Origin of the sequence: Niallia sp. FSL R7-0271 (assembly GCF_038005785.1) — a bacterium.
GTDB lineage: Bacteria > Bacillota > Bacilli > Bacillales > Cytobacillaceae > Niallia.
The window spans coordinates 225148-238154 of sequence record NZ_JBBOTZ010000003.1 but is presented as its reverse complement, the minus strand read 5'-3'; the positions used below and the strand labels follow the sequence as shown (position 1 = coordinate 238154).

19 protein-coding genes are annotated in these 13007 nt (G+C 35.3%); 2 read left to right on the top strand and 17 right to left on the bottom strand.

The window, feature by feature from the left end:
• Nucleotides 1-12: 12 nt before the first annotated feature.
• From MKX82_RS28530 to MKX82_RS28515, 4 genes are read right to left on the bottom strand one after another with little or no spacing between them, the layout of a single operon-like run.
• Nucleotides 13-249, bottom strand: coding sequence for a glutaredoxin family protein (locus MKX82_RS28530; RefSeq protein ID WP_016204411.1), 237 nt, complete (start codon nt 247-249; stop codon nt 13-15).
• Nucleotides 250-263: 14 nt separating this feature from the next.
• The gene (locus MKX82_RS28525; RefSeq protein WP_016204412.1) at nt 264-653 is read right to left on the bottom strand and encodes a DsrE/DsrF/DrsH-like family protein; all 390 of its coding nucleotides are present in this window, start codon (nt 651-653) and stop codon (nt 264-266) included.
• Between the two features lie 16 nt (nt 654-669).
• On the bottom strand, nt 670-1242 hold the full coding sequence (locus tag MKX82_RS28520; RefSeq protein WP_016204413.1) for a sulfurtransferase TusA family protein: 573 nt from the start codon (nt 1240-1242) through the stop codon (nt 670-672).
• Nucleotides 1243-1262: 20 nt separating this feature from the next.
• Entirely contained in the window at nt 1263-1583 is a 321-nt protein-coding gene (locus MKX82_RS28515; RefSeq protein WP_016204414.1) for a rhodanese-like domain-containing protein, read from the bottom strand.
• Between the two features lie 338 nt (nt 1584-1921).
• Here MKX82_RS28515 and MKX82_RS28510 point away from each other — a divergent pair, with 338 nt between their 5' ends.
• The gene (locus MKX82_RS28510) at nt 1922-2098 is read left to right on the top strand and encodes a hypothetical protein (RefSeq protein WP_019380821.1); all 177 of its coding nucleotides are present in this window, start codon (nt 1922-1924) and stop codon (nt 2096-2098) included.
• Nucleotides 2099-2228: 130 nt separating this feature from the next.
• On the opposite strand, the gene MKX82_RS28505 is transcribed toward MKX82_RS28510, so the two are convergent.
• From MKX82_RS28505 to MKX82_RS28455, 11 genes are all read right to left on the bottom strand, one after another.
• Entirely contained in the window at nt 2229-2612 is a 384-nt protein-coding gene (locus MKX82_RS28505; RefSeq protein ID WP_019380820.1) for a DUF302 domain-containing protein, read from the bottom strand.
• 12 nt (nt 2613-2624) lie between these two features.
• Complete coding sequence (locus MKX82_RS28500) at nt 2625-2855, bottom strand: class I SAM-dependent methyltransferase (RefSeq protein WP_157888625.1); 231 nt, start codon at nt 2853-2855, stop codon at nt 2625-2627.
• A gap of 28 nt (nt 2856-2883) precedes the next feature.
• A complete protein-coding gene (locus MKX82_RS28495) occupies nt 2884-3117 on the bottom strand; it encodes a class I SAM-dependent methyltransferase (RefSeq protein ID WP_251628545.1) in 234 nt (77 codons plus the stop codon).
• 235 nt (nt 3118-3352) lie between these two features.
• Complete coding sequence (locus tag MKX82_RS28490) at nt 3353-4570, bottom strand: MFS transporter (protein ID WP_016204419.1); 1218 nt, start codon at nt 4568-4570, stop codon at nt 3353-3355.
• Between the two features lie 48 nt (nt 4571-4618).
• A complete protein-coding gene (locus MKX82_RS28485) occupies nt 4619-5347 on the bottom strand; it encodes an MBL fold metallo-hydrolase (RefSeq protein WP_275009327.1) in 729 nt (242 codons plus the stop codon).
• Nucleotides 5348-5366: 19 nt separating this feature from the next.
• Nucleotides 5367-6020 (bottom strand): ArsR/SmtB family transcription factor, encoded by a 654-nt coding sequence (locus MKX82_RS28480; RefSeq protein ID WP_016204421.1) that lies wholly within the window; start codon nt 6018-6020, stop codon nt 5367-5369.
• A gap of 207 nt (nt 6021-6227) precedes the next feature.
• Nucleotides 6228-6788, bottom strand: coding sequence for a recombinase family protein (locus tag MKX82_RS28475; protein WP_275009326.1), 561 nt, complete (start codon nt 6786-6788; stop codon nt 6228-6230).
• 391 nt (nt 6789-7179) lie between these two features.
• Entirely contained in the window at nt 7180-7905 is a 726-nt protein-coding gene (locus MKX82_RS28470) for a phenylacetate--CoA ligase family protein (protein WP_275009325.1), read from the bottom strand.
• A 37-nt stretch (nt 7906-7942) separates the two neighbouring features.
• Nucleotides 7943-8167: a hypothetical protein gene (locus MKX82_RS28465; protein ID WP_275009324.1), complete on the bottom strand. Its 225-nt coding sequence runs from the start codon at nt 8165-8167 to the stop codon at nt 7943-7945.
• A gap of 15 nt (nt 8168-8182) precedes the next feature.
• A complete protein-coding gene (locus MKX82_RS28460) occupies nt 8183-8560 on the bottom strand; it encodes a hypothetical protein (RefSeq protein ID WP_275009323.1) in 378 nt (125 codons plus the stop codon).
• A gap of 117 nt (nt 8561-8677) precedes the next feature.
• Nucleotides 8678-9340 (bottom strand): class I SAM-dependent methyltransferase, encoded by a 663-nt coding sequence (locus MKX82_RS28455; RefSeq protein ID WP_275009322.1) that lies wholly within the window; start codon nt 9338-9340, stop codon nt 8678-8680.
• Between the two features lie 225 nt (nt 9341-9565).
• Here MKX82_RS28455 and MKX82_RS28450 point away from each other — a divergent pair, with 225 nt between their 5' ends.
• Nucleotides 9566-9946 (top strand): ArsR/SmtB family transcription factor, encoded by a 381-nt coding sequence (locus MKX82_RS28450; protein ID WP_251156484.1) that lies wholly within the window; start codon nt 9566-9568, stop codon nt 9944-9946.
• 168 nt (nt 9947-10114) lie between these two features.
• On the opposite strand, the gene ccsB is transcribed toward MKX82_RS28450, so the two are convergent.
• Nucleotides 10115-11290, bottom strand: coding sequence for a c-type cytochrome biogenesis protein CcsB (ccsB, locus tag MKX82_RS28445; protein ID WP_275009321.1), 1176 nt, complete (start codon nt 11288-11290; stop codon nt 10115-10117).
• A 13-nt stretch (nt 11291-11303) separates the two neighbouring features.
• A complete protein-coding gene (resB, locus tag MKX82_RS28440; RefSeq protein ID WP_275009320.1) occupies nt 11304-12947 on the bottom strand; it encodes a cytochrome c biogenesis protein ResB in 1644 nt (547 codons plus the stop codon).
• Nucleotides 12948-13007 lie beyond the last annotated feature (60 nt).

The following is a 13007-nucleotide window of genomic DNA, read 5'->3' as shown; positions in this document are numbered from 1 at the left end:
TGTCTCCTCCTTTTACTTTTCTAAAAGTTGAGTAATCGTTTCCGGATCATACCCTAAAACCCACTCACCACTAATTTCAATTTGAGGGACTCCCATCTGACCTGTTGTTTCAACCAATTTATCTCCTGCTGCAGGATCTTCTTGCACATTTACTTCTTTAAATGCGACACCTTGCTCATTTAAAAAGTTTTTTACCATTACACAATAGGGACAAGTGTTTGTGGTATAGACAGTAACATTCTTATTCATCATTCTTCACTCCTTTAGAACGTTAGCGTTACGTCAGCATCTTTAGCAAACGCTAAAAAGGTAACTGCACCGCCAACATCAATCCCTTCTACAAAATGCTCTTTTTCTAAACTCATAACATCCATTGTCATTTGGCACGCAATCATTTTCACACCCATCTCACTCGCCATTGCAACAAGCTCTTCAACTGGTGGAACATTCGCTTTTTTAAATCCTTCTTGATAATGTTCTGTTCCTGTAGGCATTGGCAAATTTTTATGACCTTCTTTATGAATGAGATTTAAGCCTTCAAATGTAAAAAAGATTCCCACTTCAGCATCAGTAGCAGCTGCAGCCGTTGCAATATTGAATACTTTATAGGCATCAAACATCCCACCGTTTGAGGCAATGATAGCTACTTTCATTATTATTCCTCCTTGTTTAATGATTTTTATCGATAGGTCCTGTCCAGTCTTTCATTCCAGGAACTACATTTTTAACGTTGTTAAAGCCTTTTTCGGTTAACTTTTGTGCAGCAAAATCACTACGACTACCCGTTCTACAAATGACATGTAGATTGTCTACATTGTTAAGTTCCTCAAACCGATTTTCTAATTCACCAAGTGGGATATTAATAGCACCCGGTACATGACCGAATGCATATTCAGCCGGTTCTCTCACATCTAAAACAGTTATTTTTTCATTTCCATCTAATTTCTTTAATAATTCATCTAAATGAACCACATCCGGATGTTTTGCTTCAGGTTTTTCTTCTTCTGAACGAACTTTTCGAAGATAATGTTTTAAGGTCTCTCCCTCTTCTACAGTTCCTAAATACTGATGACCGGTACTAGAAGCCCAAGCCTTTAAATCAGCTGTTGAACCTTTATCGGTAGCTTGAATTTCCATCACTTCACCTGGTTCAAGGGTGTTCATTTCTTTTTTTGTTTTTACAATTGGCATCGGGCAAGCCAGTCCCTTTGCATCTAACACCCTATTAACTGTAACTTCCATTGAGATTCCTCCTTCTTGGGTTACGGTTTTTCGACTTCATCTTCCCAATTAAGCATTCCACCAACCATATTTTTCACTTTATACCCCTTATCTTGCAAAAATTCAGCAGCCATTCCACTCCGATTCCCCGATTGGCATACCATAAAATGCTCCTTGTCTTTGTCAATTTCATGTAATCGATTTTCAAGCTCTCCTAAAGGAATATGGTAAGCACCTGGGATTCTCCCTTGTGCAACTTCTTCATGTTCACGAACATCGATAATACTTTGTGCTTTTCCTTGCCTTACTTTTTCAGATACTTCTTTTGGTAAAATCTCAGCAACTTTTGACTTAGTATTCATTTCGTCACTCCTTATGTTGAAGTAATACAAGTCATACTTAGAATTCTCTTTTATCGGTTAAATATGTTTATTTGCCACGTCCATATAAATCCAAAATAAGCTTCTAATTGTAACTTTTATCACACTAATTGATTTTAGTAATGTTAATATCACAATACTAACAGGGGTATAAAGTTGAACTGGAGTGATTAAAATGAATAAAAAAATAATAATAGTAGGTGGAGTTTTAGGTGGAGTTTAATTTTGTTTGAAATATTAGGTGGATTAACCTTAGGGCTATAAAAGACATTTATTCGGGAAAGCAGTAAAAGTGAATGTCTAAACAAGGAGGAAAACAAATGAAAATAAAAACAAATCAACGTGTCGTTGCCGTTTTAGCCTTACTCCTTCTTGCCGGATATGGTGGCATCGATCATATGATGTACTCTGGTGGCATAAGCCCAAATATGTATGCTGGACATGATGGCAGTACCGGAAATGCAAGATGGCATGATAGAAATATTTCAAAGTCCTGAAATGATAGATACGATAAATAAAATAGTAAACGAAAAATAAAAAAAAGGACGGCGATAGTTTTTTATCGTCGCCCGTTTTTTTCAAAGTAGTTATAAAATATTTATTTCTTGACTGGCAAATTCACAGTTTCTATATACTTTTATTAATACAATTAATTAAACGATCCTCAATATCTTTTGCAAGCTTTATGATTTCATCATTATTCACAAGCTTAATAAGTGCTGTTGGTCTAGGCATCCCTATCTTAGTTTGCCCATTGTCACTGTAAACAACAATTTTACATGGTAAAAAATACCCCACTAATAAGTTTTCATTTAAAACTCTCTGAGCTTCATGTGGATTACAGACTTCTAAGACCTTATATTCCTGATTAAAATCTAGTCCCTTCTCTTGAAGTTTGTCTTTGATATCAAACATCCACAAAACGCCAAACTTCTCTTCTTTCAAATTAGTTTCTAAACTTGTTACTGCTTCATTAATACTCTTTTTTGTTTCAACGGTATAGTCAAACATTTTTTATCCTCCTTAAAATTTAATGTTTTTAGCAATTATTGCATAAATTGATTGATTTAAATGCACAAGTTTTGGATGAAAGCCGTTTTGTTCTAATAACTTTTTCATGGTTATAGACGGTACTTTCTGTTCTATTGAAGGTCCTATCTCTGATTCCACCGCTTCCCATTCTAACAATACAAACATTCCACCTGGCTTTATAATCCTACGAATTTCTCCGAGTGCAGCTTTTATATCAGGCACTTCATGTATGACAAAAGCTATTAACGCTTTATCTATCTACAATATTCTTTTCCAATTTTATATCCTCAAGATTACTTTCAACATACCTGATATTACTTATGTTCTCCTTTTCTGCACGTTCCATTAATAATTTCAACATCCTGGGTTCAATATCTACAGCATAAACCATCTTAGATTTTTTCGTTAGTGAAAGTGTAAAATAGCCGTTACCCGCACCTAGATCAGCGACATTTTCAAACTCTTCAAGTTCTAATAATTCCAATGCCTTATTGGGTGTTATAAGCTTTTTTCTCTTTGGATCAAAGAGCCTATATGCTCTATTTGGATCAGTTCGATGAGACAGAATCATCCCCCCTTCCATTATATACGTATACCCGTAATGGTATATATTAATTATAAAATGAGTAATAAGATACTACAAGCCTTAAGTTTGGTCTTTGTCGTACATTGAGTAGGATTTTTCAATAAATCTTTTATATTGATTCAATACTCTGTTCCTACCTTATTAATGTTTCATTCATTCGAACTGCTGTTATGATTCCTGCAATTAGAGGTAATAGAGCAACTAAACCAATTGCCCAACTAATATTAAGCATATCTGCAATAAATCCTGCAAATAATGCTCCAAATGCATATCCACTATCTCTCCAAAAACGATAAACTCCCATTGATGAGGCTCTCCATTCTGGTTGTGCTATATCACTAATTGAAGCTTGTAAGGTTGGATATACCATTGCGGTTCCTAGTCCTAGAAGAATAGCTGCTATGAACCATAGGCTATATTCGTTTACAAATAAAATCATCCACAGAGAAAGAGCTTGAAGCCACATTCCACCAACAATGAACCACTTTCGTCCGATCTTATCACTTAACGCTCCGGTAAACAGTTGGAAAAATCCCCATGAAGCTGGATAAATCGCAACTAACACTCCAATTTCTGATACGGTTAAGCCAACACCTGTAAAGAATAATGGGAAGAGTCCCCAAGCCATACCATCTTTAAGGTTTGTGCTTAATCCTGCAAAAGTGATGCTAGATAAACTTTTATTCTTAAACGTAGTTATTTTGAACACTTCTTTTGCAGATAAAGTCGGACCATTATTGGATGATTTTGTTTGAAGCTTTATATGTTCTTCTGTATCTCTTACAAGTAATGATAAGATAAAACCGATTACCACAATAATAATACCTAAATAAAATGGTTCGGGGCGGTTAGAAAAATTTGTTGCAACAAAACCAGAGACACCAGCCATTACAGCTACTCCTATATACCCTGCAAATTCATTTAACCCTACAGCAAAACCTCTTTGAGTAGGTTTCGATAAATCAATTTTCATATTTACGGTCATGGACCAAGATAATCCTTGGTTGATACCTAAGAAAATATTTGCAACTACAATCATCCACCATGAGGTCGCAAATATAACCAGCAAAGGAACTAATAAGCCGATACTCCAACCGATAAGAAGGACTTTCTTTCTTCCTAATCGGTCTGCGATAGCACCTGCAAAATAATTCACAATAGCCTTTGAAAATCCAAAACTAATAATAAAAGATAATGCCGCACTAGCCGATGCCAAACCAAAATCTTCTTCACCAATAATCGGGAGAATGGTTCTTTCTAAACCAACCATTGAACCAACAAAGAAGTTCGTAACAACTAGAAGTATGAAATTTATTAAATTTTCTTTAATTCCAATTTGTACTTTACTCAAACCATTCACCTCCAAAAAGGGAGAACCAAATAGAGGTTCTCCACTTTATTATTTTCCTTGATTTGTTTTTCTCATCTCTTTAAAACCTTCTGGTTGTGGTGATACGTTCGTTGTCATAAAATCAACAAATTCCTTCTCGTTATCAAATCTCATTGCTTCATTGTGACGTTTTTCAAATCCAATGGTTGAAGAAGGTTTCCCACTTAAACCACGTCCACAAACTGATCCTGAAAACGCTCCAGGATAAATTTCAACATGGTCTTCTAATTGAGTGATCTTTTTTAAGCTTTGATACAAATCTTTTGCCCCTTCTTCAATAGATACAGCCAATTCAGTTCTACCTGCATCTCCAACCATTAACGTATGACCTGTTAAGACAAACCAAGGTTCATCAGCTCGACGTTTATCAGAAACCACGATAGAAATGTGCTCTGGTGTATGACCTGGGGTATGCAAGAACTTTAATAGTGTATTTCCAGCTAATAATTCATCCCCGTCTTCTACTGGAGTAAAGTTAAAGCTTGTTTCTGCTGAAGAATGAAGGACATATTTTGCACCTGTTTTCTCAGCTAATTTTCTTGCACCTGATACATGGTCAGCATGAAGATGTGTATCAATTACATAAACAATATTCATGCCTAACTTTTCAGCTTCTTCTACATAAAAATCAACTTGATCTTCTAGTGGGTCTACCACCACTCCTTGTGATTGACTTCCACACCCAAAAAAATATGATGCTGCTACTGGATTAGTGTGTAAATATTGACGAAATAACATTTTTAATTCCTCCTTAAAATTAATGAATATAATCAGATTGTTTCCACTCATGAACCCCTTCTTCCATGCGATAAGCTTCGTATCCAAGGGAGTTTAATGTTTCTACTGCTTGTGTTGCAAAAGCACAATAAGGTCCACGACAATAAGCAATTATTTTTTTATCTTTTGGAAGAGAAGAAATATGCTCCTCTAGATCTTCAACAGGTATCGATAGAGCTCCCGTAATATGTTGATTTTTATATTCATCTTCTGGTCTAACATCAATTAGAACAGCCTCACCATTTTGTATCTCTTTCAACATATCTTTAAGATGAACCATTTTAATCCTTTCATCTCTTCCTATATAACCTTTTCTTACGTGTGTAATATCACTAAACTGCATTTCGGCTAAATTTTTAATCGAATGCAGGAGTTCAATTACGTTATCATCTGTTAAAGAGTAGAATACAAAGTTTTTATCCTTACTAAATTTAACTAATCTAGCCTCTAGTAGTGCCTGAAGGTGTTTTGATGTATTTGCTACAGACATCTTTGCTTCTTTGGATAACCTCTCCACTGTTTTTGGTCCTTGAGATAAATAATCTAATAACTCAAAGCGCTTAGGACTAGATAGAGCTTTACTAATTCGAGCAAATTGACTGTAAACAAGATCTTTAAATTCTCTAGGTTCCATATAATCACCTCTAATCTATTCAACTTATTGATTGAATAGTTGAATTGTATAATATATGATTTAATTTGTAAAGTGGTTTGCTAAGTGGAAAAATATAGTTTGAAAAATTTAATGTATTTTATTATTAGGGGCAGTACCAGCGTTCGTGCAACCAGGGGCAAAGTAAATCTGAGAAATGATCGACAGAATTCCTTTGTCCGATGGTTGCTACTCGATTTTATTGTTATTTTGCATCTTACGATACAAAGTCATGCGAGAAATACCAGCCTTCTCGGCAGCATCAGTACGACTCAACCCTTGGTCCATAAGATACAAGGCATACTTAACCTTTTCCTCATCGGTTTTCGGTCTCCCAGGATATTTTCCTCGTTTCCTTGCAGCCAGAATCCCTTCTTTTGTCCGTTCAGAAGTTAAATCTCTCTCAAATTGAGCAATACCTGCAAAGATAGTAAACAACATTTTCCCATGTGCTGTTGTTGTATCAAGCCAGGATTCCTTTAAACTTTTTAAATGCGCTCCCTTTTGTGAGATGAGTTCTGTAATTTCAATAAGGTCTTTCGTAGAACGGGATAGACGAGTCAGATCCGTCACAACAACCGTATCGTTCATTCGCAAAAATTCCAACATACGATTCAACTCCGGTCGCTCTCGTTTCGTACCGGTTATTTTTTCAAAGAAAATGCGATCACACCCAAATTCTTCAAGTTGTTTCTTTTGGCGATCCAAATTTTGATCAAATGTAGAAACACGCATATAGCCAAACTTCATGTTCATCCTCTCCTCTATCAAATATTGTACCAAAATCCATTCGTGATAAATATTGTTACGAATAATATTGTTACATATTTTTGTTACGCTCATTAAACGATTTAGCTAGACTAAAAGTTGATCATCACTACACGTAACAAAAATGTTCGTTTTTGTTACGTGTAGTACAAAAAAAGCTTATTATTAAAAGTAATAATGTTTATGATATTTATTTTATGTACTATTTGGGATCTAATACAATAAATAGAAAAGATAAGACTGATTTCTCCAACACTAAGGTGAATTAGCCTTATCTTTATATGTCCAGAGCAAAAACGTGAATTTAATACTTTAAGCAAATTTGAAATCTCTTAGCGTACAGAATATACGTCAATGTTATTTAATATTTGTTTTATTTAAGATAATCAATCAAAACATGCTGGTACTTTCCACTTTTAAGGTGCCTTTGTGGCAATTCTTCCGATTTTTCTATTGAAAGGTTAGTTAGTCCCTGGGTAGCAAAGTAATCTAAAAGGGCTTCTCTAACATTTTCCCAAATCTGATCTCTAGGATTACCCTCGTCTACTTCTAAACGTACTGTTAATTTATCCGGTGCCGTTTGAATCAGTTGAAAACGCATTACTCCTGGTATTTCCTCAACAATTGTTTTGAGAGCCATGGGCAGAATATGAATGATTTGACCGTTGGGGGTAGAGAATTTTAAAATGTCATCCGTTCTCCCTTCAACTTGTACTACTGGGAATGGTCTTCCGCATTTGCATGGTTCCGAAAACATGGTGACACGGTCAGTTAGTTCATAACGAATAAGGGGCTGAATTCTGTTGGCCAGATTTGTAATTAAAACCGAATGGGATTGTTTTCCTGGTGGCACAGGTTGGTAAAATTCATCTACCGGTTCAAATATAATCCAATCGGTATTTACATGAAACTGACCTTCTTCACATTCAAAAGTCATGGCTGTTGCTTCTGTACCGCCGTAAAGATCTAGAACGCGAGCTTGGAAAACAGATTCTAGTTTCGCACGAACATTTGGATATAACTTTTCTCCCCCCAAAAGGATTGCAACAGGCTGAATATTTAACCGACCTGCTTTTTGTTCCTCTGCTAGAATTTCCATCGCTGTTGCATACCCCCCAATTAAGGCTGGTTGATATTCATTCAATTCTTTTACAAGCGTGGAAAGGGGGGGATTGGATAGAAAAAGCTCTAATTTTTCCGTTCGATGGATTTTTTAAACGCAGACGTTCAGCTGTGCTGAATGCCGTAAAATGACCAGCCGTAGAACATACCGCCGCATTTCGTCCGCCTTTTGCTGCCACTTTCAATATGTCACTCCATTTCAATTTTGTTGTTCCGCGAATCGCCATCAATGTTTTCATGATTGTATCTGAACTTTAATCCTGAATAAAGATTCCGGGTACCCCGGTTGACCCTGAAGTGGTCGAAACCATATAGCGTTCTAAATAAAGTTGTCCAACTAATGACATATCTGACACAAATTCTTTCACACTTTCGATGGTTACTTCTGGGTCAGTCACCCAATCATTAAAATTGGCCATGAGTTCTGATTTCGTGACTGGTGGGATTTGCTGTAAGCTTGAAATCCGTTCAGGCAACAGGCTGTATTTTTGTGCGTAATATTGAGAGTTTGATCTTGCAAAACTAATAAGGTCAGTTAAACGAGATTGTTGCCTAGAGAGGATGTCTTCTGGTTTGCCTCGTTTAACCTTCCAGATATCCATAACTGCTTTTAAAGGTGAAATATTCTCCATGTATGTCATTCCTATCTCTCTGTTTTAATTTTATGGTCAATACTATTTACAGTAAAATGGACATTTAAAAATTACATGTACTAAAAATGCAAGAAGTCTGATAAAAAATCAAAAAGCTTATGGCTTAAAAGCTTTATATGCCCTTAGTGTGCCCGTGATAGTTGAAAATTGACCAGTTTCTTCAATTGAGACAAATCCAGTTTCTTTTAATAGATTAGGAATTATCCCTTTTACATGATTTGAAGTTGTTTCAAACCCATCTAAAAATTGAATAGAGAAAAATGCAACACGCATCAGCCAATTTTGTGGCTTTTCAAAATCAATAATATGGAATTGGCCACCAGACCTGAGTGTCCGATAAACTTCTTCAAATGTTTTCTTTTTCATTTCTTGAGTTAAATGATGAATAAATAAACTTGTAAATATGTGATGAAATAGATTATTGGAAAAGGGCAGTTTATCAGAAAACCCTTCCTCAAAGGTGATATTATTAACTTGAGTTTCTTTAATTTTCCCCTTAGCAATTGATAATATTTTAGGATCAGCATCAACCCCAATTACTTGCACACCAGGTTGTGATTGCTGTATTAAAAGTGCAAGTGTACCTGTACCGCAAGCTAAATCCATTATCGTTTCATTTGGTTGGAGGGTAGCTTGATTAACTAAATGCGTTTTGAACTTCTTTTCCTGTATTCCCCATTGAATTAATGGATCATAAAATCGAGTCATCCAATGGTATTTTAGTGCAGGTATATACTCACCTTTCTTGTTTTTATCCATTAAACATGCATCCCTTCATTCATAATAAGTTATGATTTTTTGGTTACTCTCACGCGCTTTTGTTAAGAGCTGATATAAAGTAACACGTGAATCAGATATACTTACGTCTTCAAACATAAGAGAATATGAAACACTTCGCTTCTTTATTCAAGTAAATATTTGAATGTTGACATGAAAGCTTACTCATTATAAGCTAATCACATATTTTTTAATGAGGTGGGAGAATTGTCTTTAGTTGATAAAAATATGAAAGATACTCTAAAAGATGAATGTGAGATCTATTGTTATGACCCTATAAAAGTATCAAGGTTACAAGATTTGTTAAGTTCTAAAAGTACACTTCATCTATCAAAAAAATTTAAACTTCTTGCTGATGAGACAAGATTAAAAATTATTCTTTCATTAGCTATTGAAGGGGAACTTTGCGTTTGTGATGTCGCTAATATTATTCAATCCTCTATAGCTACAGCTTCTTATCATTTGCGGTTTTTAAAACGATCAGGTGTAGCTAACTATAGAAAGGAAGGTAAATTAGCATTCTACTATATCGATGATGAAATTTTTAAGTCGATGGTTTTACTCTCTTTTCATCATAAGGAGAGTTGAATAGGAAAAAAATCGGATATGTTCATAACAAATTTAAAAGAATACTGTCGATTTACATAGTTGGAGGGGATCTACAATATTATTCCCCTCCAAGAACATGAATAAAAATGAATTTAGATTTTTTTATAGTAAACTCTTAAAAAGAAAATAATCCTCTAATTAATTCTTTTACGCATATGAGTGTAAACCCGCAATAATTAGATTAACGAAAATTAGGTTAAAAATAATAATTCCAAAACCTATAACTCCAAGCCATGCTGATTTTTCACCATGCCAACCTTTCGATAGACGGAGGTGTAAATAGGCAGCATAAAATAACCATGTAATTAATGCCCATACTTCCTTAGGATCCCATCCCCAGAAACGCGTCCACGCAATTTGAGCCCAAATCATCGCAAAAATGAGTGCACCCAAAGTGAATATCGGAAAACCTATTGCAACCGATCTGTATCCAATTTCATCAACCAAATCAAGTTTGATATTCTTTGTTAATGGCTGAAGCGCTGCAGCAATTCTTTTTCTTAAAATAAGTCTTAGAATCCCGTATAAAAATAAACCAGTAACAACAGACCAGATGACTGTGTTTAATTTTCCTGCCGCGATGATCGCTGGTACTTCAACAAAGGCTTCCATTTTACCTTTTGTAAGTAATTCACCTTGATGTGGACCTACAATCGAAGGTAGATTATATGTCATTTCAACCTCTTGATCATTTTTATCAACCCATTTATAGACAGCTTCATACTCCATTCCTCTGAAAACACTGGTTACCACTACAAAAGCAAGTGTCGCCACAATCGTGTACATGACAACCTCAAGCCAAAAAGTTTCCTTTGAACGTTTCGTCTGATCAACCGAACGAAGTAAATAAATGACTCCTGCAATAAAACTGCTGGCTAAAATAGCTGAACCTAGTGCCGTTGTTGTTACGTGGATAGCAAGCCAATCCGTTTGCAATGCTGGTATTAATGGAGAAATGTCTGTTGGGAACATGCTTGCATAGGCAATAATTAATAATGTAATTGGTAAGGTGAATAAACCTAAAATGGCTACTTTATATAAAAAGTAAAGAATGATGAATGCCAATACAAACATCATAGAAAATGCCGTTATAAACTCGAACATATTGCTCACCGGTGCGTGTTCAGAAGCTATCCATCTAGTGACAAAATAACCGAGATGTGCAACAAAACCTAATATGGTAACAGTTATTGCAACTGTCGCCCATTTGCTCGGCTTTTCGTATTGCCTTCTCTTATCTCGAATGGCTCCTCCAAATAGAAATGTTGCAATTAGATATAGTAAGAATGCTGCGTATAGTAAGTTACTGCTAAGAGCTACCACATCTTTACCTCCTCTACGAATTTTTGCTTTTTTCGTTTGTTTGATCAATTAGTTCTTGAATGCTTGTTTCTTTTAAAATACGGTTCACTTCATTTCGAATACCGTACCAATTTTTATTTGTATGGCCTGCAATTAATATACGGTCACCATCGCGTCTAATCCATATACGTCTATGATTCCAATACATTCCTTGAATAACACCAATCATGAAAATAGCTCCGCCTAAACCAAGAAACCATAGTGTATGATCTTTCCGAACTGTAAGAGCTGAAAGATTTTTCGTCTCTACGCCCTCAAATTTCATTTTTAATTGATTATCTTTCTCTGGTTCAATCGTTTTTTGAATGGCAACAAAGCTTCTTTCACCTTCTGGTTTTTCAGGAGATATCATGTTAAATACAAATGCTGGATTGTCGGGAACTCGGTTTTTGGTATCAGGTATACCTTCACTATTGAAATAGAAGTTTGGCAAATACGTCACAATTTCAACTTTATACCCATTGCCTAAATCATACTCCTTCTTTGGCTCTAACAAATCAACTGTAATCTTGCCAAAACTTTCTTCTGTCTCTTTGTCTACTAAACTAAAATTAAACTTATTTAGTTCATTTAATTTATAAGAGGTTTGATAAAGCGCATATGAATCGTGTTTTAAGGGGTAATTAACTCTGATTTGTTCATTTTTTATCTTTTCAAGTTCAGGTTCTGCCCCGTGAACGATTTCACCCTTTCGTTCATACAAAGTCACGTTTGTTTGAAAGTTTTTAACGATACTTCCATCCCCGACTCGTGAAAGAGTATTTGCGAAAACTTTATCTTCTTGATCTTTTTGATAGGTTTCCATAATAAACTTGTCACTGCTTAAATAGTATTTTCCATTGGTTCCTGGGATAATAGCTGTTTCACCATCACGAATCCAAAGCATTTCGTCTACATACATCCCCGGTACAAATCGCAGCATTCCTCCAATGAGGAAAATAATTAATCCAACATGGTTTACATAAGGTCCCCATCTTGAAAACCGACTTTTTTCAGCTAGAAAATGACCATTTTCTTCACGTACTTGATAACGCTTCCTCTTCAAGTTTGATATTATCAAATCCAGTTGTTCATCAAGGTTCTCTTCGACTTTTGTTTCACTGAAAAGACGTTGTCTACGCAAGAAGCTTTCATGACGTGTAATCCCTTGTTTTTTCAAAGCGCGATACAATGGAATAAACCGGTCCAAACTAGCTATAACAAGTGATATCCCAAGAGCTGCTATTAATAAAAAATACCACCATGAACTATATAGATTGTGAAAACCTAATTCATAATACATTTGTCCAAGAAATCCATATTCATCTTTATAAAACTCTTGTGGGACAACGGTTGGAGGAATATACATCTCTTGAGGAAAAATTGTTCCAATCGCAGAAGCAATTAAAAGAAGAACAATTATCCAAATTCCTACTTTAACGGATGAGAAAAAGTTCCAAATCTTATCGATAAGTGACTTTTTATATGTTTGTGAGCGTCTTGCGCCTCCATCGTATCTCATATCCAATAGTTTTTCAGAAACTTCATCCTTCTTATTCCCGATAGTTCGTCCACAAGATTCACAAAGAACCGTTCCATGTGGAATGGAGTGACCACATTCGCATTTGACATGTTCCATTCTAATAACTCCTTACGATTTAATCATTTAAATATACTTAACTACACTTTTAATTTTTCA